The organism is Streptomyces amritsarensis (assembly GCF_001953875.1).
Classification (GTDB): Bacteria; Actinomycetota; Actinomycetes; order Streptomycetales; family Streptomycetaceae; genus Streptomyces; species Streptomyces amritsarensis.
On sequence record NZ_MQUR01000043.1, the window covers coordinates 36,056 to 60,290 of the forward strand.

Below are 24,235 nucleotides of genomic sequence, written 5' to 3' on the forward strand. Positions count from 1 at the left end.
AGGTCGACTGCACCGAGGAATCGTCTTTGCGGTACCGTTCGCGCCTGACGCGGGGTTTCAAAGGCGGGGGACCTGTTGAATCGGTTTGTCTTCAGACTGCTGGGGCCACTGCTCGTCCAGGCCGAGGACGGCCCCTTGCGCATCAACGGCCGGCGCCAGGCGACGGTCCTCGCGATGCTGGTGCTCTACGCCGACCGCGTCGTCTCGGTGGACACCCTGGTCGACGCCGTCTGGCCGGATTCGCCTCCCGCGACGGCACGCAACCAGATCGCGATCTGTGTGGCCACCCTGCGCAAGACCTTCAAGCAGGCCGGGGTGACCGATCTGCTGCTCACCTCTCCCCCGGGCTACCTGCTGGCCAAGGGCGAGCACCGCATCGACGTCCAGGAGTTCCTGGAGCGCGCCGACCAGGGCCGCGACGCCGCCCGGCACGGCCGCACCGAGGAAGCCTGCACGCTGTTCGAGGAGGCGCTGAGCACCTGGCGGGGCGCGGCGCTCGAGGAGACGCCCGGTTCCCGTCTGGAGGCCGAGGCGACGCGGCTGGAGCAGATGAGGCTGACGCTCGTCGAGGAGCGCGCGGGGCTGATGCTCCAGCTGGGCCGGCACCGCGCGCTCATCGGCGAGCTCACCGAGCTGGTGGCCCGGCATCCGCTGCGCGAGCAGTGCCGCGAGCACCTCATGCTGGCCCTGTACCGGTCGGGCCAGCGGGCCGAGGCCCTTGAGGTGTTCCTGCACGGCCGCCGGTTACTGACCGAGCAGCTCGGGATCGAACCCGGTCCGGGGCTGCGGCAGTTGCACGACCTGATCCTGCGGGACTCGCCGGAACTGACCCGGCCCCCGGCCGTGGTCGCCCCCGCCCCGGCCGCCGTGCACATGATCCCGGCGCAACTCCCCGCGGGAGTCATGGCGTTCACCGGGCGGCAGCGCGAGATGGCCTCGCTGGACCGGCTGCTGAAGGAGCCGTACAACCCCCACACCCCCGCCCTGGCGACGATCGTGGGCGTGGGCGGGGTGGGCAAGACGGCGCTGGCGGTGCACTGGGCGAGCCAGGTCGCCGACCAGTTCCCCGACGGCCAGCTCTTCGCCGACCTGCGGGGCTACGACGAGGAGCAGGCGCCGGTGTCCCCCGCCGCCGTGCTCGACCGCTTCCTGCGCGCCCTCGGGGTCGCCGCGCCCCAGGTGCCCGCCGACCCCGACGAGCGGGCCTCCCTGCTGCGGAGCCTGCTCAGCACCCGCAAGACGCTGATCGTCCTGGACAACGTACGCTCCTTCCACCAGCTCAGACCCCTGCTGCCCGGCGGCGGACGCAGTGTGGTGCTGGCCACCAGCCGGGAGAACCTGGGCGACCTGACCGGCGACTACACGGCGCTCAGCATCCGGCTGCGGATGCTGGAGCCGACCGAGGCGACGGCCCTGCTGATCAAACTGGCCGGGGCGGACCGGTTCGGCAGCGACCCGGTGGCCGTGGAGCAGCTCGGCGCGCTCTGCGACTGTCTGCCGCTGGCGCTGCGGATCGCCGGCGCCCGGCTGGCGGCCAAGCCCAACCTGAGCGTGCGCAGCCTGGTGGAGCGGCTGCGCGACCACCGCTCCCGGCTCGACGTGCTGAGCCCGGGCGAGGGCGGGGTGCGGGCGGGCTTCCGGCTCACCTACCGGGACCTGCCGCCCGAGGCGGCCCGGATGTACCGGCGCCTCGGGCTGCTGCGCACGGCGGACTTCGCCGCCTGGGCGGGGGCGGCCGTGCTGGACACCAGCGTGTGGCACGCGGAGGAGCTGATCGACCACCTGGTCGACGCCCAGCTGCTGGAGGTGGCGGAGGCCGCGCCGGGCCGGGCGGCCCGCTACCGGTTCCAGGATCTGCTGCGGCTGTTCGCCCGGGAGCGGGCGGAGTCGGACGAGCCGGAGGGCGAGACGGACGCGGCGCTGGAGCGGGCCTTCGGCGCCTGGCTGTGGCTGGCCGAGGAGGCGCACCGGCGGATCGACGGACGCCGGTTCCCGGTGGGCCGGCCGGCGGCGCCCGCCCCCGGTTTCCTGGGCGAGCTTGCCGACGAGCTGCTGGGGTCGCCGATGGACTGGTTCGAATCGGAGCGCACCGCCGTGACCGACGTGGTGGCGCAGGCGGCGGAGACGGGCCGGGCCGGCTACGCCTGGATGCTGACCGAGAGCGCGGTGCCGCACTTCGAGACGAAGAACTACCTGGAGGACTGGCAGCGCAGCGCCGAGCAGGCCCTCGCCTCGGCCCGGCGGGCCGGCGACGAGCCGGGCGAGGCGACCATGCTGCGGCTGCTGGGGTCGCTGGCGATCTACCAGCGGCGCTACGAGCAGGCCGAGGGGTGGAACATGGCCGCGCTGCGGCTGCTGCGCACCACGGGCGACCTGGGCGGGGCGGCGCTCGCGCAGCGGAACCTGGCGATGTGCGCGCGGTTCCAGGGCGACTGGGAGCGGGCGCTGGAGTACTGCGAGGCGGCGCTCGGCGGTTTCCACGACTCCGGGGACATCGGGAACGAGGCCCATCTGCTGGGTTTCCAGGCGCAGATCGAGCTGGACCGGGGCAACGTGGTCGGCGCGCTGCCGCTCGCCGAGCGGGCGGTGGCGCTCAGTCGGCGTACCGGGTCGGTACGGGCCGAGGCGCAGAGCGTGTACCGGCTGGCCGAGGTGCGGCTGCGCGCGGGGGATCTCGGGGAGGCGGCGCAGGCGTTCGGCGCCGTGCTGCGGCTGACCCGGGGCGAGGGAGACCGGGTCGGTGAGGCGCATGCGCTGCGGGGCCTGGGCCAGACGCAGTGGAGCCAGGGCCTGCTGCAGGCGGCGGGGGACACGCTGCAGCAGGCCCTGGAGATCACTGATGAGCTGGCGGACCGGTTCCTGTACGCCCGGGTGGAGACGGACCTCGGGTGCGTGGACGCGCTCGGGGGCCGCTGTGCGGAGGCGGCGGAGAGGTTCCGGCGTGCCTGTGCCGGCTTCGGCGAGGTCGGCGCGCAGCCCTGGCGGGTGCAGGCGGGCCGGCTGCTGGCGGCCGTGCAGGATGCGGGGGGAGAGCGGGGCGGCGGGGAGCCCGGAGGGCTGCCGCATCGTTCCTTCACTCCGGAGGAACTGACGGCCCTGCTGGCGCATCCGGCGGACTGACGCCCGTCCGGTACGGATCGGGCCGCGGCTGCGGGACGCGCGGTGGTGCGGTTTCGCGGTGGTGCGGTTTCGCGGTGGTGCGGGGTGCGGCGCGGGTGGGGCCGCGGGGCGGTCAGCCCCAGGGCATGTCGCCGTTGGTGCCTGCGGGGCCCGGGTGCGAGGGGTGCACCGGCTTGACGACTCCCCAGGGCATGTCGTCCGCCTGGAGGCTGGTGCCCGCCTGCGCCACGCCGGCCGAGGCCGCCCCGGTGCCCACGAACATCCCCGCAAGTACGACCAGGCAAGCGGCCGTCGTCTTCGCCGTCCGGGTGCTGCGCATCTCGGATTCCCCTCTCGGTGGATCATCTGTGCGCCGCTCGCTGCGGCACGAATGGAACAGTAGGGACGGCTCCTTTCTCTTCCGTGTTCCACCGATTTCGTGCCCCGGCCCTCCCGCGAAATCGACACGATATCGAGGGGACAACGGACTCCTCTAGCTTCGTTCGAAGATTCTTCCCATGAATCACGGATGGGGCGGTACATGGAATTCCGAGTGCTCGGGCCAGTAGAGGTACGGCGGGACGGCCACCGGGTCGCGTTCTCCGGGGCGAAGCTGCACACCGTGCTCGCGGCGCTCCTCCTGGCCCGCGAAGAGGTCGTGTCCGACGAGCGGCTGTGCCGGCTGCTGTGGGGCTGGGCGCCCCCGGCGACCGTCAGCGCACAGCTCTACACCTACATTTCGCGCCTGCGCAAGATTCTCGGCGACGAAGTAATGATCGATCGCAGACCGCCGGGATATGCCATGAGCATCGGTAATGCGACCGTCGATCTGAACGAATTCGAGAAGCTGGCGCTGGGCGGCCGCGAGGCATTGATCAAGGAGGACTTCGAACGGGCCGGTGAGCTGCTGCGCGACGCCCTGGCCCGCTGGAACGGGCAGCCCTTCGCGAACGCCACGGAATACCTCGCCGACGCCGAGGCGCCGCGGCTGACGGAGGCGCGGGCCGTGACCCTGGAGCACCGCATCGCCGCGGACCTCGCCCTCGGCCGGCACGAGCAGATCACCGGCGAACTCACCGGGCTCGTCGCCGAATTCCCGTTGCGCGAGCGCATCCGGTGCCAGCTGATGACCGCCCTGTGCCGGTCCGGTCGGCAGGCGGACGCCATCCACCTCTACCACCACGGCCGGGCGGTGCTCGCGGACGAACTCGGGGTCAATCCCGGTGAAGAGCTCCAGGCCACCTACCGGGCGCTGCTCGACGGCACGCTCGACCGGCCGCCGGGATCGGCCCCCGCCGTACGGGCGGGCGCCCGGCCGCGGCCGTCCGGCCCGTCGGCCGCGGCTCCCGCGATGCTGCCGCCGGACACCGTCGACTTCACGGGCCGGGGCCCCGAACTCGATCTGGTGTGCCGCGCCCTGGCCCCCGACGCGCAGGGCTCCGGGCGGCCCCGCCGGGTCCTGGTCACCGGCATGGCCGGGCTGGGCAAGACCGCCCTGGCCGTGCACGCGGCCCACCGCTGCCAGCGGCACTTCCCCGACGGGCAGCTGTACGCCGACCTGCGCGCCGCGGACGGCACCCCGCGGCACCCGGCCCGGGTGCTGCGCCGTCTGCTGCGGGCACTGGGCCCGATGGACGACGTACCGGCCGCGGACGACCAGGACCAGCTGGTGCGCCTCTACCGGGAGCGGACCCGCGGCAGGCAGCTGCTCATCGTGCTGGACAACGCCTCGGGCGCCGCCCAGCTGGGACCGCTGCTGCCCAACACCCCGGAGCCGGCCGTGCTGGTGACGGGGCGTACGGCGCTGCCCACCGTGGCCGGGGCGCACACGGTGGCCCTCGCCCCCCTTCAGGCGCGGGACTCGCTGGAGCTGCTCGCCGCGGCGGCGGGCCCCGCCCGGGTGGCGGCCGCCCCCTGCGCCGCGTCCGCGATCGTCGAGCACTGCGCCGGCCTGCCGCTGGCACTGCGGATCGTCGGCACCCGGATCGCGGCCCGGCCGCACTGCACCCCGGACCGGCTCGCCCGCAGGCTGGCGGATCCCGTCACCCGGCTGCGGGAGCTGCACTCGGGCGATCTGGACGTGCACACCTCCCTGCTGCCGTCCTGGCGTGCGCTGGAGCCCGAGGTGCGGGCGGTGTTCCCGGCGCTGGCCGCACTGGGGGCGGAGCCGTTCCCGGCCGCGGCCGCGGCGACGGCGCTGGACCTGCCGGAGGCCGAGGCCGAGCGGCTGCTGGAGGCGCTCGCCGACGCGGCCCTGCTGGAGGTCAGCGGCGCCGACGAGTGGGGCCAGCCCTGCTACCTGTTCCACCCGCTCGTACGGCTCTTCGCGCTCTCCCTGGAGGAGCGGCGGGCTCCGCTGCCCGGCGGGCCGGCCGGCCGCGCGGAGCATAACCGGCGGCTAACTCACCGCCCCTAGCCTCGCCCTGCCCCGCAGCAGGGCGTCCCGGCCCGGATCCACCCGTGCACGCGACAGCCAACGGCCCGTAACACCGAATGGAGTTGGACCATGACCGAGCTCCTGCCCGCCCGCGCGGACAGTGCCGCGTCCTTCCCGATGACCGAGACGCAGCAGGCACTGATGATCGGGCGAGGCGAAGCCGTCGAGATGGGCGGCATCGGCTGCTACGGATACTTCGAGTGGGAGCGCGCGGGCCTCGACCCGGAGCGCTTCGCCGCCGCCTGGCGCAAGGTGGTCGCCCGCCACGACATGCTCCGCGCGATCGGCAGCACCGACGGCACCCAGTGGGTGCCGTCCGACCCGCTGCCGTTCGACATACCGGTCGTGGACCTGCGGCACCTGTCCGCCGACGCCGCCCGTGAGCACCTCGCCGCGCTGCGCGAGGAGATGAGCCACGTGGTCTTCCCGGTGGGCAGCTGGCCGCTGTTCGACCTGCGGATCCTCCGGCTGGGCGGTCCGGAGGACCTGGGCCGGGTCCACCTGGGGATCGACCTGCAGGTGCTGGACGCCTCCAGCGCCTTCCAGGTGCTCTTCCCGGAGCTGGTCGACCTGTACGAGAACCCGGACGCGGAACTCCCGTTGCCCGGTATCGGCTTCGCCGAGTACGCCCGCTGGCGCGCCGAGGCCCTGCCGCACACCGAGGCCTTCCGCGTGGCCCGCGACTACTGGGTGCAGCGCGTGCCCACCCTGCCGCCGGCCCCGTCGCTGCCCACGGGCGCCTCGGCCGGGGACGCCGGCGAGGTCCGCTTCGACCGGCGCGAGCACCGCCTCTCCCCCGCCGACTGGCAGAAGTTCAGGCAGCGGGCGCACGGGGCGGGCCTGACCCCGTCGGTGCTGCTCACCGCGGCGTTCGCCGAGGTGGTCCGGGCCTGGGCGGAGGAGTCCGACTTCACGATCAACTACCCGGTCTTCCAGCGCCCGGCGGTGCACCCCGACATCACCGGCGTGCTGGGGGACTTCACCAATGCGGTGATGCTCGCCGCGGACGGCTCGGGCGCGACCTTCCTCGACCGGGCGCACGCCCTGCGCGACCAGCTCGCCCGCGACGCCGAGCACGGCTCCTTCAACGGTGTGCGCGTGCTGCGGGAGCTGACGCGCCTGCACGGTGTCGGTGCGCAGGCCGGGATGCCCGTGGTCGTCACCAGCCTGCTCGACTACCCGGTGCGCCGGCCCGTCACGGACCTGGGCCGGGAGGTGTACTCCATCTCGCAGACCCCGCAGGTGACGCTCGACGTGCAGCTGCGCGAGCTCGACGGCGAGCTCCGCGTCATCTGGGACTTCGTCGACGGGGCGTTCGCGCCCGGCTTCGTCGATGCCGCCTTCGGCGTGTACGTGGACCTCCTGGCGCGGCTCACCGACGACCCGGACAGCCTGCACGCCGCCCGCTTCGACCTCGTCCCGCCGGCCGAGCGGGAGCTGCGCCGGCAGGTCAACGACACCGCCGGGCAGATCCCGTACACCACCCTGCACGAGCTGTTCGCCCGGCAGGCCGAGCTCACGCCCGACGCCGAGGCCGTGGTCGATGCCTCCGGGCGGCGGCTGAGCTACGCCGAACTGGCCGCGTACGCCTGGCGTATCGGGCACACGCTGCGCGAACACGGTTCCGCCCCGGGCGAGCTGGTCGCCGTCGTGATGGAGAAGGGCTGGGAGCAGTACGCCGCGGTGTACGGGATCCTCGCCTCCGGTGCGGCCTACCTGCCGCTGGACGCGTCGGTGCCGCCGGAGCGGCTGCGCCGGCTGCTGGCCGAGGCCAAGGTCGACCGCATCCTCACCCAGTCCTCGCTGGAGTCCCGGATCAGCTGGCCGCCCACGGCCCGCCGCTACCGGGTGGACAAGGACTTCGAGACGGGCACCGCCACCCGGCCCGACACCGCGCAGACCCCCGCGGACCTCGCGTACACGATCTTCACCTCGGGTTCCACGGGCGAGCCGAAGGGCGTGATGGTCGACCACATCGGTGTGGTCAACCTGATCCGCGACGTCGCGGAGCGTTTCGAGGTCGGTGCGGCGGACCGCCTGCTGGCCATCTCGGGGCTGCACTTCGACGCCTCGATCTACGACGTCTTCGGTGTGCTCACGCAGGGCGGGACCGTGGTGGTGCCACCGCCGTTCGAGCACGCGGAGCCCGACGTCTGGGCCGATCTGGTGCAGGCGGAGCGGGTCACCCTGTGGAACTCCGTACCCGTACTGATGGAACTGCTCGTCGGCGAGGCCGAGGTGCGCGAGCGGCGCGGCGGCGGCCGGCCGCTGGAGTCGCTGCGGCTGTCGGTGCTCTCCGGCGACTGGATCCCGCTGACCCTGCCGGACCGGCTGCGGGCGCAGAGCCCGAAGATCCAGGTGGTGGGCTCGGGCGGTCCGACCGAGACGATCTGCTGGTCGCTGTTCCAGCCGATCGGCGAGGTCGACCCGTCCTGGACGAGCATCCCGTACGGCAAGCCGATCACCAACCAGCGCTACTACATCGTCGACGCGGCGGCCTACGAGCGCCCGCTCGGGGTCGTCGGGGAGATGGCTGTGGCCAGCGACGTCGGCCTGGCACTCGGCTACTGGAACGACCCCGCGCGCACCGAGAGCCGCTTCGTGCGCCTCCCCGAGACCGGTGAACGCGCCTACCTGACCGGCGACCTGGGCCGCTACCTGCCGGACGGCAGCATCGAGATCCTGGGCCGGGACGACTTCCAGGTGAAGATCCAGGGGCACCGCATCGAGCTGGGCGAGATCGAGGCCGTGCTGCGCCAGGACGACGAGGTCGAGGCGGCCGTGGTGGTGGCCCCGGCCAGCGCCCACGGGGTGCGGCGGCTGCACGCCTTCGTGGTGGCCGGTGCCCGCTCCGACGCCGCCGCGGCCGACCGGGTGCTGGGGCGGCTCGCCGCGCAGCTCCCCGGCTACATGGTGCCGACCGCGCTGACCGTGCTGGACGAGCTGCCGCTGACCCGCAACGGCAAGGTCGACCGGCTGCTGCTGGCCTCCACCGCCGGAAGCCGTCAGTGCGCCGAGGACGAGGCCTTGCCGGCCGGCGGGGCGGGGACGGGCAGCGCGCTGGAGCTGGTGCTGTGCGCGGCGGTCGCCGACATCCTCGGCCTGGAGGGGGTGGCTCCCGGCGACAACTTCTTCACCCTGGGCGGCGACTCGCTCAGCGGGACCCGGCTCGCGGGGCTGCTGGGCGAGCTGCTCGGGGTCCCGGTGCCGGTCAAGACCGTCTTCCAGAACCCGGTGGTCTCCGACCTCGCCGGGAAGATCGCCGCGGACGAGCAGCACGGCGCGGAGGCGGTGGCGGCCGCCGAGGCCTTCGGCGAGCTGGAGGCCGACGAGACGGACACCGCCGATGCGGCCGGCTGAGGACACGAGCCGGTTCGGCACGGACACCACGGACGAATCCGAGAGGGGACAGTCATGAGTCTCACCCTGCCCGCGCCCGTCACCGATCCGCTGGACGAGGAGGGGCTCGGGGTCGGCGCGCCACAGGCGCCCGCACCCGACCTGGTCGATTTCGCCGCGCACGCCAACACCCGCCTGAGAGAACGCGATTCCGTCCTGTACGACCTGCTGGCCCGGGAGTCGGCGCGCCAGCGCGACACCCTGATGATGGTCGCGGCGTCGAGCGTCGCGGACCCGTCCGTGCTGGCCTGCGAGGGCAGCGCGCTCGGGAACCTGACCGCCGAGGGATTCCCCGGCAACCGCTACCACGCGGGCTGCGGGGTCGCCGACGAGATCGAGCGCCTCGCGATCGAGCGGGCGTGCGAGGCCTTCGGGGCGCAGGACGCCATCGTGCAGCCGCACTCGGGGTCGTCCGCGAACCTCGCGGTGATCACCGCGCTGCTGAGCCCCGGCGACAGCCTCCTGGGGCTCGACCTGGACTGCGGCGGCCACCTCACCCACGGCTCCCCCGCCTCGGTGACCGGCCGGTACTACCGCGCCCACGGCTACCGGGTGACGCCGGAGGGGCTGCTCGACTACGACCAGATCCGCGAACTGGCCCTGGAGCACCGGCCGAAGCTCATCGTGTGCGGGGCCAGCGCGTACCCCCGCAGCATCGACTTCGCCCGGTTCCGGGAGATCGCCGACGAGGCCAACGCCTACCTCCTGGCCGACATCTCCCACATCGCGGGACTGGTCGCGGCCGGCCTCCACCAGAGCCCCGTCGACCATGCCCACGTGACCACCACCAGCACCTACAAGCAGCTCTACGGCCCGCGTGGCGGGCTGATCCTGCTGGGCCGCGAGGCCCGCCGGGCCGGGCCGGAGCGCGGCACCCTCGCCGCGACCCTGCGCCGCGCCGTGTTCCCCTTCACCCAGGGCACCCCCGACCTGGCGTCGGTGGCGGCCAAGGCGCGCGCGCTGGACTTCGTGGCGAGCCCGGACTTCGCGGAGGTCGCCAAGCGGCTGGCCGACGGCGCGCAGGCGATCGCCGAACGGCTCCTCGACCGGGGCTTCCGGCTGGTCACGGGCGGTACGGACACCCACATGGTGCTGCTGGACCTGCGCGGCACCGGCGTCACCGGGGACGTGGCCGAGGAGGCCCTGGAGTCCTGCGGCATCGTCGTCAACCGCAACCGGGTCCCCGGCGACACCACACCCGTCCGGGTGACGGGGGGCTTGCGGCTGGGCACCAACACGCTGGCCGCGCGCGGAATGGACCGGACGGTGGCCGCCGAGTGCGCCGACTTGGTCGCGGACGTCCTGACGGCGCTCGCCGCACCCGGCGGCGTCCTGCCGGACGCGCTGCGCGACCGGGTCCGCACCCGGGTCCGCGAGCTGTGCGCCACCCACCCCCTGCCGGGGTACCTGCCGTGACCTTCAGCGGCTTCCCGCCCTCGGCACTGCGCCTGTACGAGGACCTCGCGGCCGACAACAGCAAGGAGGCGTGGCGGCTGCGCCACCGCGAGCGGTACGAGCGTGACGTACGTGCGCCGATGGACGAGCTGGCCGCTGAACTGGGCACGTTCTTCGAGGAGTGGGCCGGGCCGGGCGCAGTGCAGGTGCTCGGCCCGGTCCGGGACACCCGGATGTCCCACGACAAGTCCCCGTACAAGACCTACCAGGGCGCCTACCTGGACCTGCTGCCGTGCCTGGGCCTGTGGGTGCACCTGGACCGGGACGGGCTGTACGCCTCCGGCCGCTGGTACCCGTACGCCGGGGCCGAGGTCGCCCGCTACCGTGCCGCCGTCGAGGAGGAGGACGGCGGCACGGAGCTGGCGGCGATCACGGGCCGGCTGGCGGAGCAGGGCTTCGTCCTCGGCGGGGACCGGCTCAAGTCCCGGCCGCGGGGGGTGCCTGCGGACCATCCGCGGCTGGACCTGCTGCGCCACCGCAAGATCGACGCGGGGCGCCGCCACGGTCCGGCGGCCGGCCTGCACACGCCGCGCGCAGGGGAGTTCGTTCGGGAGACCTGGCTGCTGGTGCGGCCGCTGCTGGACTGGATGGCGGCGCGCGAACTCACCCCGAAGCCCCGCGAAAGAGGAGTTGAGGACCCGTCATGAGCATGGACGCTTCCGGTGTCGCCGATCTGCGCAGCGACACGGTGACCCGGCCGGGACCCGGGATGCGGGCCGTGATGGCCGGCGCGGAGGTCGGCGACGACCTCTTCGGGGAGGACCCGACCGTCCGCGCCCTGGAGGAGCGCCTCGCCGGCCTCTTCGGCTTCCCGGCGGCCCTGTTCACCCCGTCCGGGGTGATGGCCAACCAGATCGCGCTGCAGCTCCTCGTCGCCCCCGGCGAGGAGCTGGTGTGCGACGCCGAGGCGCACGTCCTGGCGCACGAGGAGGCCTCCCCGGCCCGCTACGGCGGAATCCAGACGCGTACGGTGAGGGCGGAGCGCGGGGTGGTCACCGCGGCGCTGCTGGCCGGCGCGGTCCGGCGCGGGAACGCGTACACGCTGGGCACGCGGGCGGTGGAGGTGGAGCAGACCCACACCCGGGCCGGCGGTACGGTCCACCCGCTGGAGACGCTGCGGGAGGTGCGCGCGCTGACGTCCGGCGCGGGCGTGGCCGTCCACATGGACGGCGCCCGGATCTGGAACGCTATGGCCGCGACCGGTACGTCGGCGGCGCAGTACGGGCAGACCGCCGATTCGCTGTCCGTGTGCCTGTCGAAGGGGCTGGGCGCGCCGGTCGGTTCGGTGCTCCTGCTCCGGTCCGAACACCTGCCCAGGGCGAAGAAGTTGCGCCACGGCCTGGGCGGCGGCATGCGGCAGTCGGGCATCCTGGCGGCTGCGGGGCTGTACGCCCTGGACCACCACGTCGAGCGGATCGCCGAGGACCACGAACACGCCCGGCTGCTGGCGGCCGGGCTGCGGGACGCGGGGTTCGCCGTGCGCCCGCCCGAGACCAACATCGTCCTCGTCGCGGTGCCGGGCGCCGACGAGGTCGTCGCACGGGCCGCGCAGGAAGGAGTGCTGGTGACCGCGCCGGACCCGGACACCGTCCGGCTGGTCACCCATCTGGACGTAGGAGACAAGGCGTGTCGGCGTGCCCTCGAGGTGCTGACCGCCGTCATGACCGATGTCGTCGCCGGGGCGCGCAACACCGCGCCCGCGGGACGCTCGTAAGAAGCGGAAGAGAGCGAAGTAGCAACATGAGTTTAGAAGTCCGGCCCGCCACGGCGGATCTGTGGGACGACGTCCGCCAGGTGCTCCAGCCGAAGAAGAGCGCGCACACCTGCTGGTGCATGGCGTGGCGGCTTTCCACCGGCGACTACGGGCGGATGACCGCGGAGGAGCGGGGCGAGCACCTGCGCACCCTCACGGAGAAGGCGGACCCGCCGCCGGGGATCCTCGGGTTCCTGGACGGCGAGGTGGCCGGCTGGTGCAACGTGGCGCCGCGCCGCACGCTCGACCGGCTCACCTCCTCCAAGACGATCACGCCGGTGGACGACCTGCCCGTGTGGTCGGTGACCTGCTTCGTCGTGCGCAAGGAGTTCCGCGGCAAGGGGGTCGCCTCGGGCCTGCTGGAGGGGGCCGTCGAGCACGCGCGGGCGGGCGGCGCGCCCGCCGTCGAGGGTTATCCTGTGGACCCGGAGGGCGGCCGGGTGAACCCGACCCTCGCCTATGTCGGGACGATGGACATGTTCGAGCGGGCCGGCTTCCGCCGGATCCGGCGGACCGAGGCGAAGAGCGACAAGCGGCACCGCTGGATCATGCGCCGCGACCTGGTCTGACGCCCGGTAGGGCGGTGGTACCGGGGCAAGGGGCTCCCGCAGTGCGGGGGCCCCTTGCCCGTGCCCGGTCAGGGGGTGTGCGCCGCGGTGTCCCACAGCTGGGCGGGGCGCCCGCAGCGCAGGGCCTCCCATGCCGCGCGCCGGTAGCAGCCGGCCACCAGGCCGTCCCGTACGAGACCGGAGGCGCCGTGCAGGTGGACCGCGTCCCGTGTCACGTCGAGGGTGGTCTCCGCCGTGAGGGCGATCAGCCCGGCGGCCTCCCCCGGGGTGAGCCGGCCCTCGTCGAGGTCGCGGGCCGCGTCGCCGACGGCCCAGCGCACGGCGTCGAGCCGGGCCAGGAGCCCGGCCACCCGCAGCCGGGGTCCCTGGTGCTTGACCAGGGCCTGGCCGAACTGCTGCCGTCCGCGGATCCGGGAGACGACGGCGGTCAGGGCCGCCGCGGTGATGCCGGCCAGCAGGGACGCCTGGTGGACGGCGGCGCGCAGGCCGACCCGGGCGAGGGCCTGTTCGGCGGCGAGCCCGCGCAGGAGTACCGCCCCGGCCGGGATCCGTGCCTCGTCGAAGACGGCGCCCGCGACCGCTCCGCCGCCGTGGTCGCGCAGCGGGCGTACGCTCACACCTGCCGCGGGCAGGTCCACGAGGGCGACGCAGGGGCCGTCGGGGCCGCTCGCCAGGACCAGCAGGGCGTCCGGCCCGACGCCGGCGGCGAACGGGCCGCCGGTGCCGGTGAGGACGACGCCCGCGCCGTCGCCGTCCGGTTTCCAGGCGATGCCGGGCGGTACGGCGCCGCGCGGGTCGGGCAGCCGGCCCGGGACGGCGAGCCGGAGCTCCCCCGCCCGCACCCGGTCCAGCAGGTCGTCGGTGCCCTCGGGGGCGAGCGGGCCGAGGGCGGCGAGCACGTCCAGCGCGAGGAGGGTGTCGGCGAGCGGGACGGGCTGCATCGCGTTGCCGGCCTCCTCGCAGACCATGGCGAGCACGGCCTGCCCGAGGTCGAGGCCCTCCTTCTCGATGGGTAGGGCGAACTCCCAGGCCCCGACCTGGGTCAGCGCCTCCCAGGTGCCCGCGGGGGTGTCCCCGTCGACCTCGAGGCCCTGCCGCACGGTGAGCCGGAGCTGCCGGAAGAGCGAGTCCTCGTCCTCCCGCTCCCGCCACCGCTCGGGCGCCCCGCCGGCCGCCCCTTGCGTACCGCTCCCGTTGACCGCCTGGGTCGTCACGGCCGTACCTCCGCCCCTGAGTCGAGACGCAGCCGGGCCAGCGTCTCCAGCATCATTTCGGCGGTGCCGCCGGATATCCGCATCCCCGGGGCTTCACGCATCGCCGAATCGAGTGGGTGTGCCACCCCGTCGACCTCCGGGTCGTCGAGGGTCATGCTCGTGTCGCCGTCGAGTTCGGCGGCCCACCAGGCCACCTCCGCGGCGAGTTCGGTGGTGTACCACTTCGCGGCGGCGGCCTCGTCCTCGTTGAGCTCGCCCCGGTCGAGGCGGGTGAGGACGCGGCGGACCAGGGTTCCTGCCGCGAGCAGCCGGGCGTTGAGCTTGGCCAGGCCGATCTGGTCGTGCTGGCCTGCCTCCAGCCGGTCGGTGTGGGCCTCCAGCCGTTCGACGGCCGCCCGGTACCAGCGCAGGGCCTTGACGTAGTAGTCGAGGCCGGTGCGTTCGAAGGCCAGTGTCTTGACGACGATCGCCCAGCCCTGGCCGATGGAGCCGACGACGTCGTCGGCGGTGACGGACACGCCGTCGAGGGCGACCTCGTGGAAGGCGTCGTCGCCGATGCCGGGGATCTGCCGGATGGTGACGCCGGGCTGGGCGAGGGGGACGAGGAAGAGGCTGAAGGCGTCGTCCTCGCCGCGGGCCAGGCACAGGCCGTAGTCGGCGAAGCGGGCGAAGAGGGAGTGGACCTTGGTGCCGTACAGCTTGTAGCCGCCCTTGCCGTCGCAGACGGCGCGGGTGGAGAGGATGTTGAGGTCGGAGCCGGCCTGCGGTTCGCTGAAGAGCACACAGCCGAAGGAGGTGCCGGCGGCGAAGCCGGGCAGGTGGCGCGCCTTCATCTGCGGGCTCGCGACGTTGAGCAGGGTGGAGCCGACGATCTGCACGGTGAGGGTGTGCAGCAGGTCGGGGACGTCGTGCATGGCGAGTTCCTCGACCAGCACGGCGGCGGCGACCTGGCTGACGCCGCGGCCCCCGTACTCCTCGGGCCACTGGGGTGCGAGCAGGCCCCGCTCGCCCAGGGCCCGGTGGATGGGCCGGGGGTCCCGGGTGCGCCGGGCCTCGGCGACGGGGGCGGACACCAGGATGTCGTGGATGTCCTCGCGCAGGGCCCGCATGGGGGTGCGGGGCACGTCGGCCCCGCTCCGTACGAGCCCGCAGTCCGCGGGCGCGCGGTAGAACTCGGTGGTGAGCACGGGCAACTCCCTAGGCGGGTCTGGGTGGGTCCGGTGGGGGATCGAGGAGGGGGCCGGGGCCGCAGGGCCCCGGCCCCGCTCAGTGCCGGGTGGTGAGTGGGGAGGCGGGCGCGGCGACGGCCCGGTCCAGCACCTCCTCGATGCCGGTGAGCAGGCCCCGCACGTCCTCGGGCGTGGCCGCGTGCCGGTTGTACTCGGCGGTGCCGCCGATCTCGCCGTCCCGTTCCACCAGGCCGACGCAGGCCAGGGCGGCGGCCGGGTCGGGGCTGTAGAGCTCCAGGTGGCGGGCCGGCGGCCCGGGCAGCTGGCCGACCTCGATGCCGGGCAGGTCCAGCGGGACCGCCGGGTAGTTGTGGAGGGCGAACAGGACGTTGTACGGCGGGGGCGTGCCGTCGCCGAACAGCACGTCCACGGGCAGGCGCTGGTGGGCCAGGGCCTCGGCCACCGCGCTGCGGGTGCGGTGCAGGAGCTCGCGGAAGGTGGGCCCGCCTGCGAGGTCGAGCCGGATCGGCACGACGGTGGTGTACTGCCCGACCGCGCCCTCGAGCGGTGCGGCGAACCGGCCGGCGGCCGGGGTGCCGATCACCACGGAGCCACGGCCGTCCCTGCGGGCCAGGACGACGGCCAGCGCGGCGAGCAGGGTCATGAACGGGGTGGCGCCCTCGGCCGCGCCCAGTTCCAGCCCGGCGTCGACCGGTCCGCGGGCCAGCCGTACGGGCAGGTGTCCGCGCTCGAAGCCGCCGGGGGCCCGGGGTGCGGGCGGGTCGGCCGCGAACACGGTCCGGCGGCGGGCGAGTTCGGCGGTGCCGTCCGGTCCGGCGAGCCAGCGGTGCTGCCAGTCGGCGTAGTCGGGGAACTGGAGTTCGGGTGCGGTGAGGCCCTCCGGGCCCTCGCGGTAGCCGGCGGCGAGATCCGCGAGGAAGACCCCCGAGGACCAGCCGTCGAAGACGGCGAGGTGGGAGGCGAGGATCAGGACGTGCTCGTCGGGGGCGGTCCGCAGCAGCCGGAACGCGCTGGTGCGGCCGCTCTCCAGGTCCAGGACGGTGGAGGCGCTCTCGGTCAGTTGCAGGGCGGTCCGCTCGGCCGCGGCCTGCGGGGTGAAGGCCGACAGGTCGGCCCGGGTCAGCCGCAGGACCGGTTCCTCGTCCACATGGAGCCGCGGCTGGTCGGAGGTGGAGCGGACCAGCCGGGTGCGCAGCGCCTCGTGGCGGCGCAGCACGCCGGTGAGGGCCTCGGTCAGCCGCTGCGGGTCGAGGGGGCCGGTCAGCCGGAGGGCGTGCGAGCCGGTGGCGACGGCCGGGTGGGTGCGTTCCCGGCGCCACAGCCGGGTCTGCAGGGCGGTCGGGGGGACCGGCCCCGCGCCGGAGCGCGGGGCCGGGTGTGCGGGTACGGGCCGGCGTGCGGCCAGCATCAGGCGGGCGAGCTCGCGCTTGGCCTCAGGGAGTGCGGCGAGCGCCCCCTCCAGCCCGGCCGGTCCGGCCATCAGGGCCCCTCAGGCTGCTGGAGGGAGCCGAGGAGGGCGGCGGCCTCTTCGTCGCTCATGTTCTCGATCTGCTCGAAGACCGCGAGCAGCCGGTCCTGTTCGCCGGCGGCCTCGGCCTTCGCGGCGCGGACGAGTTCGGCGAGGCCCGCGACGGTGGGACGGCCGAAGAAGTCGGCGAGGGCGATGTCGATGCCGAAGAGGGCCCGGACCCGGGAGACGACGATGGTCGCCTGGAGGGAGCTGCCGCCCAGGGCAAAGAAGTCGCCCTCCACGTCCGGGTTCTGCCATTCCAGGAGCGGGGTGAGGATGTCGCGGCAGATCTGCTCCTCGACGGCGTCGCGCGGTGGGGTCCCGCCCTGGGCCGACTGCTCGGTGGGCAGCGGCAGGGCTGCGGTGTCGACCTTGCCGTGCGGGGTCAGCGGCAGCTCGTCCAGGACGACGACGACCGGGACCATGTAGCCGGGGAGCCGGACGGCCGTGTAGGCGCGCAGGCCCTCGGCGTCGGCGACCTCGGAGGCGTAGGAGCCCACCTGCTCGACGGTGACGTAGGCGGCGAGCATGCGCTCGCCGCCCGCGGCGGGCTGGGCCACCACGACGGCCTGCTGCACGGAGGGGTGCCCGGTCAGGACGGCCTCGACCTCGCCCGGCTCGATCCGGTGGCCGCGCACCTTGAGCTGGCGGTCGGTGCGGCCGAGGAAGTCGAGGTTGCCGCCGGGAAGCCAGCGCACGAGGTCGCCGGTGCGGTAGAGGCGTGCGGTCTCGGGGCCGTCGGAGTAGGGGTTGTCCGCGAAGCGTTCGGCGGTGAGGTCGGGGCGGCCCAGGTAGCCGCGGGCCACGCCGGGGCCGGCCACGCACAGTTCGCCGGGAACGCCGGGCGGGACCGGGCGCAGCCGCTCGTCGAGCACGAAGGCCTGGTGGCCGGGCATGGGGCGGCCGATGGGCGGGTTGCGGTCGTAGCTGCCGGTGCAGTCCATCAGGGTCACCGCGACGGTGGCCTCGGTCGGGCCGTAGCCGTTGACGAAGCGGCGCTCCCCCGCGGTCCATTCGGCGACGAGCCGGCCGGGGAAGGCCTCGCCGCCGACCGAGACCAGGCGGAGGTCCGGCAGGGCGGCCTGGTCGAGCAGCGGCAGGAGCGCGGGCGGGAGTTCGGCGACGGTCACCGCGTCCTCGCGCATCCGGGCCTGGAGCAGGGCGGGGTCGCGGCGTTCGTCGTCGGTGGCGATGACGAGGGAGCCGCCGGCGAGCAGGGTGGTGAAGATCTCGAAGACGGAGACGTCGAAGGTGAGGGGGGCGAACTGCAGGACCCGGTCCTCGGCCTTGATCTCGTAGGACTTGGCGATGGTGCGGGAGAAGTGGGTGACCGAGCGGTGCTCGATCATGACGCCCTTGGGGGTTCCGCTGCTGCCGGAGGTGTAGAGCACGTAGGCCAGGTCGGCGGGGGTGGAGCTGAGGGCGAGGGAGGGGACCTCGCGGACGGGGGCCGCGCTGCCGGTGTTCACGAGTTCCAGCGGTACGGGCAGCTGCGCGCTCTCGTCGACGAGGGCGTGGCGGACCTTGGCGTCGGCCAGGACCGTGCGGGTGCGCTCGGCCGGGGCGGCCGGGTCGACGGGGATGTAGTGGGCGCCCGCCTTGAGGACGCCGAGGACGCCGGCGACGGCGGCCGGGCCGCGGGCCACGCACACGGCGACGGGGTCCCCGTGCCCGACGCCGCGGTCGCGCAGCCGGTGGGCGATGGCCTCGGACCAGCGGTCGAGGGCCGCGTAGTCCAGCCGGGTGGCGCCGTGCCGGACGGCGACGGCGTCGGGGTGGATGGTGGCCCGCTCGCGGAAGGCGCGGTCGAGCGTGGTGGTCCAGGCGGTCTCGTCGACGGGGCCGCCGCGGGAGAGCTCGCGGGCGTGCCGGGAGGCGGCCGGCTCCTCGACGAGGCTGATGTCGCCGACCTGGATGTCGGGGTTCTCGGCGACCTGCTCCAGGACCTGGCGGAAGGCGGCGAGGAGGGCGCTGGCCGTGCCGTGCCGGTAGAGGGAGGTGTTGTACTCCAGGGAGAGTTCCAGGCCGTCGTTCTCGCCGACGAGGAAGCTCATGTCGAACTTGGCCGCGCCGTCGTGCAGTTGGTCCATGGTGAATTCGACGTCCGCGGCGTGCGCGCGGTGGGTGCCCCAGCGGCCGAGCGAGGTGAACTCGATCTGGAAGAGCGGGTGGCGCAGCGGGTCGCGGACGGGGCGGACGGCCTCCACGACCTGCTCGAAGGGGAGTTCGCTGCTGGTGAAGGAGTCCATCACGGAGGCCGCGGTGCGGGTGACGAGCTCGCGGAAGGTGAGCCCGTCGGTGACTTCGGTCCGCAGGGTGATCATCTGGACGAAGCAGCCGATGACCTTTTCGAGGTCGGGGTGCGGGCGGGAGGCGCTGGCCGTGCCGACGACGACGTCCTCGGTCCGGGTCCAGTGCCGCAGCAGCGCGTTGAAGGCGGCCAGCAGGGTGGTGAAGACGGTGGTGCTGTTCGCGTCGGCGAGTTCGGTGAGCCGGTCCAGCAGCTTCTGGTCGAGGGTCAGTTTCAGGCCGCGGCCGTCGCCGCGGGTCTCGGGACCGCGCGGATGGTCGGGCATGACCTCGGTGGCGACGGCGCCGGCGAGGATCTGGCGCCATTTGGCGGCGAGTGCCCGGCCGTGCTCGTCGTTCTCCAGCTTGGCCCGCTGCCAGGCCGCGAAGTCGGCGTACTCGACGGCGAGTCTGGGGGCCTCGGGGCGCCGGCCGGCGGCGGCCGCGGCGTAGCTGGCGGTCAGCTCCTCGGTGAAGATCCGGGTCGAGCCGGGGTCCCAGGCGATGTGGTGGACGACCCAGAGCAGGACGTGCCGGTCCTCGGCGAGGCGTACGAGCTGGGCGCGGACGGGCGGTGCGGCGGCCAGGTCGAAGGGGGCGGAGGCGGTGGCCGCGGTGAGCTCGGCGAGCTCGCGGTCGGCGTCCTCGCTGCCCGAGAGGTCGGTGCTCTGGACGCCGAGGACGAAGGAGGGGACGGGCTCCTGCCAGGGGACTCCGTCGATCTCGACGAGTTTGCTGTGGAGCACCTGGTGGCGGGCGACGACGGCGTTGAGGGCCTCGTGCAGGGCGGCCCGGTCCAGGGGTCCGCCCAGGGCTATGGAGAGGGCTATGTTGTTGCGGGCCTTGCCGGCGCCGAGCTTGTCGACGAACCACATCTGCTCCTGCTGGAAGGAGGAGCGGGAGCGCGGCCCGTGGTCGGCGCGCGTGAGTTCGACGCGGCGGCCCACGCCGGCCGTCATCTGGTTGCGCATCCTGCCCAGCAGCCGGGAGCGCTGTCCCTGGGGCAGGCGGCCGAGCCGTTCGGCGAGATCAGACATGGTTTCCTCCGTTGCGGTGCAGGTCTGCGAGCAGGGCGGCGAGCCGGTCGGGCAGGTGCTTGGCGAAGTAGTGGCGGCCACCGGGGATCACGGCGAGCCGCACGTCGGCGGCGTACCGGCCCCAGGCGCGGTAGCCGTCCTCGTAGCCCTCGGTGGCGTCGTCGGCGTCGCCGATGATGCAGGTGAGGGGGGTGGCGAGGGGGAGGTCGTAGCCGCCGGGGGTGCGGGCGAAGAAGCGGGCGGCCTCGGTCATGTCGTGCCGCACCATCCGCAGGACCGCGGTGAGGTCGCGGTCGTCGAGGACACCGTCGAAGCCGTCCATGGTGGTCAGGTAGGCGACGAGGTCGTCGTCGCCGGAGACCCGCTCCATCTCCAGGGCGTACTCCGGGTCCTCCTCGGGGAGGGCGGCGGCGAGGTCCAGGGCGATCGGGCGCTGTCCCATGCGTTCGAGGACGTGGGTGGTCTCCAGCGCGGTGACGACTCCGGCGCAGTGGCCGTAGACCGCGTACGGGCCCCGCACGGTGCGGGCGATCTCCGCGGCGGCGAGTTCCGCGAAGTCGGGGACCGGCAGCATCGGGCCGGGGCGCAGCGGGTCGTGGCCGGGTGGGGAGACGGCCAGGAGCTCGATGTGCGGCGGGAGCTGGGCGGCCAGCGGCTGGTAGGCGATGGCGTCGCCGCCGCCGTGCGGGAAGCAGACCAGGGTCAGCGCGGTGGTGCCGGCGGGGCGTTCGGGGGTGAGCCGGTGCAGCAGGCGGTGCGCCTGTGTTCCGGCGGCGCCGAGTTCGGCGCTGCGGGCGGCCAGGCCGGCCGGGGTCGGGTTGCTGAAGAGGTCGACGACGCGCAGGGCGGCGGCCCCGCCGTCCGGGAGGGCCGCGGCGACGGCCCGTACGGCGCGCACGGCGGCGAAGGAGTCCCCGCCGAGGGCGAAGAAGTCGTCGCCGGGCGCCACGTCGGCCACACCGAGCACCTCGGCCCAGACGGCGGCGATCCGCAGCGCGACGGGGTCGCCGGCGCCGTGCGCGGGTGCGGCGGCGGGCCGGGCCGCGGCGGGGGCGGTGGGGCGCGGGTCGGGCAGGGCGCCCCGGTCCACCTTGCCGTTGGGGCTCAGCGGCAGCCGTTCCAGCAGCACCAGTTCCGCCGGGACGCAGTGCGGGGGCAGGACCGCGCCGAGCGCGGTCCGCAGGGCGGCGGTGTCCAGGTCGGCGCCGTCCTCGGGGACGACGTAGCCGACGAGGCGGTCGGAGCCGGCGGTGGTGCGGCGGGCGGCGACGACGGCCTCGCGGACGCCGGGGCGGTCGCGCAGGGCGCTCTCCACCTCGCCGGGCTCGATGCGCAGCCCGTTCAGCTTGATCCGGAAGTCGGTGCGGCCGAGGAGCTCGATGGTGCCGTCCGTGCCGTAGCGGGCCAGGTCGCCGGTGCGGTAGAGGCGTTCGGTGCGGCCGGGTGCCAGCTCGACGTGGACGAACTTCTCCTCGGTCAGCTCGGGCCGGTTCAGGTAGCCGCGGGCCAGTCCGACCCCGCCGAGGTGGAGTTCGCCGGGCACGCCGACGGGGACGATGCGGTCGTGCGGGTCGAGGATGTAGGTGAGCTGGTTGGCCATGGGGCGGCCGTACGGGAGCTTCGTCCACTGCGGATCGACCCGGCCGACGCGGAACTCCACGGAGTGGATGGAGGCCTCGGTCGCTCCGCCGAGTGCCGCGAAGGACAGCTCCGGTGCGAAGGCGCGGATCCGGTCGGGCTGGGTGACGGGGATCCAGTCGCCGCCGAGGAAGGCGGTGCGCAGCGTGGGCAGCCGGGGGCCGCCGGCGTGTTCGAGCTGGTCGACGAGGAGGCCGAGGAGGGCGGGGGCGGAGTTCCAGACGGTGACGCCGTGCCGTTCGACGAGGTCGGCCCAGTGGGCCGGGTCCTTGGCGGCGGCGGGGTCGGGCAGGACGAGCGTGCCGCCCGCGGCCAGGATGCCGAGGGTTTCGTAGACGCTCATGTCGAAGCTGGGCGAGGACAGGGCGAGGACGGAGTCGGCGGGGCCGATGCCGTAGGAGCGGTTGAGGTCGAGGAGGTTGTTGACGACGCCGCGGTGTTCCAGGGCGATGCCCTTGGGGGTGCCGGTGGAGCCCGAGGTGAAGATGACGTAGGCGAGGTCCCGGGCGGTGACGGGGACGTCGGGCCGGGTCGCGGGCAGCTCGGCGAGGGCGGCCCGGTCGGTGTCCAGGAGCACGCGTGCGGTGCCGTCGGGGACGGGCAGCCGGCCGATGAGCTCGGCGTCGGAGACGACGATGGGCGGCGCGGCGTCCTTCAGCAGCAGGGCGAGGCGCTCAGCCGGGTAGTCCGGGTCGAGGGGGACGTAGGCCCCGCCCGCCTTGAGGACGGCGAGGATCGCGGTGACCAGTGCGGGGCCGCGGCGCAGGCACAGGGCCACGGTCCGGCCGGGTCCGGCCCCCGACTCGACGAGCCGGTGGGCGAGCCGGTTGGCGCGCTCCTCCAGCTCCCGGTAGGTGACGCTCCAGCCGCCGACTCCGCCGAGGACCACGGCGGGCGCGTCGGGCCGGCGGTCGGCATGCTGCTCGAAGAGGTGGTGCAGGCAGGCGTCCTGGGGGAAGGGGGCGCGGGTGGCGTTCCACTCGTCCAGGGCGGCGGTCCGCTCGGCGTCGGTGAGCAGGGGAAGGGCGGACAGCGGGGCGTCGGGGCGGTCGACGGCGCCTTCGAGGGTGGTCAGGAAGTGGCCGAGCAGCCGGTCCACGGTCGTGGCGTCGAACAGGTCGGTGGGGTACTCCACGAGGGCGCGGACCGCGGTGCCGGTGTCGTGGACGCTGATCATGAGGTCGTACTTGGTGGCGTGCGAGGAGAAGTCGATGGGCTCGGTGGCCAGGCCGGCGAGGCCCGGGGCCGTGTCCGGGGTCTCGTCGAGGAGGAACATCACGGAGGTCAGCGGCGGCCGGCTCGGGTCGCGGGGCAGTCCGAGCGCGTCGACGATGAGGTCGAAGGGCAGTTCCTGGTGCGCGTACGCCTGGAGGGTGGTGTGGCGGGTGGCCCGGACCAGTTCGGCGAAGCCGGGGTCCCCGCCGGTTCTGATGCGCAGCGGGAGGGTGTTGACGAAGAAGCCGATGAGCTCGCTGAACGCCGGGTGGTCGCGGCCGGAGACGGAGGTGCCGACGACGATGTCCTCCTGGCCGGTCCAGCGGCGCAGGGTGGCGGCGAAGCCGGCCAGCATCGTCATGTAGAGCGTGGCGCCCTCGGACTTGCCGAAGTCCCTGAGCCGGGCGATGAGCCGGGGCGGCAGGTCGATGTAGCGGGAGGCTCCGGCGTGCCCGAAGACGGGGGGCCGGGGCCGGTCGGTGGGCAGGTCCACGGGTGCGGCCCCGCCGAGCTCCTCCTGCCAGAAGGAGGTGAGCTTCTCCAGCCGGTCGCCGCTGACGCGGCGGCGCTGCCAGGTGGCGAAGTCGGCGTACTGGAGGGCCAGCGGGGCGTTCGCTTCGGCGGGGGTCCCGGTGCGGGCCGCGTAGGCGCGCTCCAGTTCGGTGTAGAGGATCCGCATCGACCAGCCGTCGGTGACGATGTGGTGGAGGTTGAGGACGAGGACGTGGTCCTCGGCTCCGATACGGCCGAGGCGGGCCCGCAGCGGGACGGCGCCGGCCAGGTCGAAGGGGGCGCCGGCGTCCGCGTCGTAGAACGGCCGGACGGATTCCTCGTCGGGCAGGTCGGTCAGCGGCAGCGGCAGCCGGAAGCCGTCCACCACGCGGGGCAGGGCCTCCGAGGCGCCCTCCTGGTAGGTGTAGACGGTGCGCAGGACCTCGTGGCGGTCGACGATGTCCTGGAGTGCCGCGTGCAGGGCGGGTACGTCGAGCGGGCCGCGGATGCGGGTGGCCACCGGCACGTTGTAGGCGGGGCTGCCGGGCTGGAGCTGGTCGATGAACCAGAGCCGTCGCTGGGCGAAGGAGAGCACCGGCGGGTCGGCGGGGTCACGGGGCGCCGGCTCAGGGTCCTCCCGTACGGCGGCGCGCCCGCCGGTGCGGCCCGTCAGGGCCTGGAACAGTGCCCTGCGGGACTTCGGCAGTGCGGCTATGCGTTCGGCGAGGGACTCGCTCACCTTGAGCCTCCGTGCGTCTTCGGGAGAGGGAGTACGGCTGGGCGCACCGCGGAAGCGCGGCGCGGGTCCGGGTGCGAGGTGCGGGTGCCCGGCGCGGGTGCGGGGTGCGAGGTGCGGGTGCGGTGCGAGGTGCGGGTGCGGGTGTGGGTGTCGGGAGCGGGTGCCGCTGGGCGGGCACCCGCTCCCGGGGGGCCGGGCC

At 74.3% G+C, this 24,235-nt stretch carries 13 protein-coding genes; 7 read left to right on the forward strand and 6 right to left on the reverse strand.

Annotation, left to right across the window (positions count from 1 at the left end; genetic code table 11):
• The first annotated feature begins 75 nt into the window (after positions 1-75).
• Positions 76-3,120 (forward strand): AfsR/SARP family transcriptional regulator, encoded by a 3,045-nt coding sequence (locus AVW11_RS38995; protein ID WP_078093660.1) that lies wholly within the window; start codon positions 76-78, stop codon positions 3,118-3,120.
• Positions 3,121-3,232: 112 nt separating this feature from the next.
• Here the strand turns inward: AVW11_RS38995 and AVW11_RS19085 are convergent, their stop codons facing one another.
• Positions 3,233-3,439, reverse strand: a complete 207-nt coding sequence (locus AVW11_RS19085; RefSeq protein ID WP_076044885.1) for a hypothetical protein — start codon at positions 3,437-3,439, stop codon at positions 3,233-3,235.
• 213 nt (positions 3,440-3,652) lie between these two features.
• Between AVW11_RS19085 and AVW11_RS19090 the strand changes: the two genes are divergently transcribed.
• The 6 genes from AVW11_RS19090 to AVW11_RS19115 all read left to right on the forward strand — a co-directional run bounded on the left by AVW11_RS19090 (position 3,653) and on the right by AVW11_RS19115 (position 12,712).
• Positions 3,653-5,515, forward strand: coding sequence for an AfsR/SARP family transcriptional regulator (locus AVW11_RS19090; protein WP_063898534.1), 1,863 nt, complete (start codon positions 3,653-3,655; stop codon positions 5,513-5,515).
• Positions 5,516-5,605: 90 nt separating this feature from the next.
• Positions 5,606-8,896: a non-ribosomal peptide synthetase gene (locus AVW11_RS19095; RefSeq protein WP_060179031.1), complete on the forward strand. Its 3,291-nt coding sequence runs from the start codon at positions 5,606-5,608 to the stop codon at positions 8,894-8,896.
• Positions 8,897-8,950: 54 nt separating this feature from the next.
• Positions 8,951-10,351 (forward strand): serine hydroxymethyltransferase, encoded by a 1,401-nt coding sequence (locus AVW11_RS19100; RefSeq protein WP_079250682.1) that lies wholly within the window; start codon positions 8,951-8,953, stop codon positions 10,349-10,351.
• On the forward strand, positions 10,348-11,037 hold the full coding sequence (locus tag AVW11_RS19105) for a DUF2461 domain-containing protein (RefSeq protein ID WP_051700119.1): 690 nt from the start codon (positions 10,348-10,350) through the stop codon (positions 11,035-11,037). The genes AVW11_RS19100 and AVW11_RS19105 overlap by 4 nt, the downstream gene beginning before the upstream one ends.
• The gene (locus AVW11_RS19110; RefSeq protein WP_079250683.1) at positions 11,034-12,104 is read left to right on the forward strand and encodes a threonine aldolase family protein; all 1,071 of its coding nucleotides are present in this window, start codon (positions 11,034-11,036) and stop codon (positions 12,102-12,104) included. The genes AVW11_RS19105 and AVW11_RS19110 overlap by 4 nt, the downstream gene beginning before the upstream one ends.
• Before the next feature lie 26 nt (positions 12,105-12,130).
• Positions 12,131-12,712: a GNAT family N-acetyltransferase gene (locus AVW11_RS19115; RefSeq protein ID WP_030845421.1), complete on the forward strand. Its 582-nt coding sequence runs from the start codon at positions 12,131-12,133 to the stop codon at positions 12,710-12,712.
• A gap of 68 nt (positions 12,713-12,780) precedes the next feature.
• Here AVW11_RS19115 and AVW11_RS19120 read toward each other — a convergent pair whose 3' ends face one another.
• The 5 genes from AVW11_RS19120 to AVW11_RS19140 form a co-directional block, all read right to left on the reverse strand.
• Positions 12,781-13,926, reverse strand: coding sequence for an acyl-CoA dehydrogenase family protein (locus AVW11_RS19120; protein ID WP_030845419.1), 1,146 nt, complete (start codon positions 13,924-13,926; stop codon positions 12,781-12,783).
• Positions 13,923-15,113: an acyl-CoA dehydrogenase family protein gene (locus tag AVW11_RS19125; RefSeq protein ID WP_051700115.1), complete on the reverse strand. Its 1,191-nt coding sequence runs from the start codon at positions 15,111-15,113 to the stop codon at positions 13,923-13,925. Before AVW11_RS19125 ends, AVW11_RS19120 begins: the two co-directional genes overlap by 4 nt.
• Positions 15,114-15,192: 79 nt before the next feature.
• Complete coding sequence (locus AVW11_RS19130) at positions 15,193-16,596, reverse strand: condensation domain-containing protein (RefSeq protein ID WP_076044889.1); 1,404 nt, start codon at positions 16,594-16,596, stop codon at positions 15,193-15,195.
• Entirely contained in the window at positions 16,596-19,952 is a 3,357-nt protein-coding gene (locus AVW11_RS19135; protein ID WP_060179034.1) for a non-ribosomal peptide synthetase, read from the reverse strand. Before AVW11_RS19135 ends, AVW11_RS19130 begins: the two co-directional genes overlap by 1 nt.
• Complete coding sequence (locus tag AVW11_RS19140) at positions 19,945-24,036, reverse strand: non-ribosomal peptide synthetase (protein WP_076044891.1); 4,092 nt, start codon at positions 24,034-24,036, stop codon at positions 19,945-19,947. The genes AVW11_RS19135 and AVW11_RS19140 overlap by 8 nt, the downstream gene beginning before the upstream one ends.
• Positions 24,037-24,235: the final 199 nt, after the last annotated feature.

Bases quoted from the DNA above. Each gene is read 5' to 3' on its own strand.
- AVW11_RS19085 (WP_076044885.1), bottom strand. From the start codon at position 3,439: ATGCGCAGCACCCGGACGGCGAAGACGACGGCCGCTTGCCTGGTCGTA.
- AVW11_RS19130 (WP_076044889.1), bottom strand. From the start codon at position 16,596: ATGGCCGGACCGGCCGGGCTGGAGGGGGCGCTCGCCGCACTCCCTGAG.
- AVW11_RS19115 (WP_030845421.1), top strand. From the start codon at position 12,131: ATGAGTTTAGAAGTCCGGCCCGCCACGGCGGATCTGTGGGACGACGTC.
- AVW11_RS19095 (WP_060179031.1), top strand. From the start codon at position 5,606: ATGACCGAGCTCCTGCCCGCCCGCGCGGACAGTGCCGCGTCCTTCCCG.
- AVW11_RS19100 (WP_079250682.1), top strand. From the start codon at position 8,951: ATGAGTCTCACCCTGCCCGCGCCCGTCACCGATCCGCTGGACGAGGAG.
- AVW11_RS19110 (WP_079250683.1), top strand. From the start codon at position 11,034: ATGAGCATGGACGCTTCCGGTGTCGCCGATCTGCGCAGCGACACGGTG.
- AVW11_RS19135 (WP_060179034.1), bottom strand. From the start codon at position 19,952: ATGTCTGATCTCGCCGAACGGCTCGGCCGCCTGCCCCAGGGACAGCGC.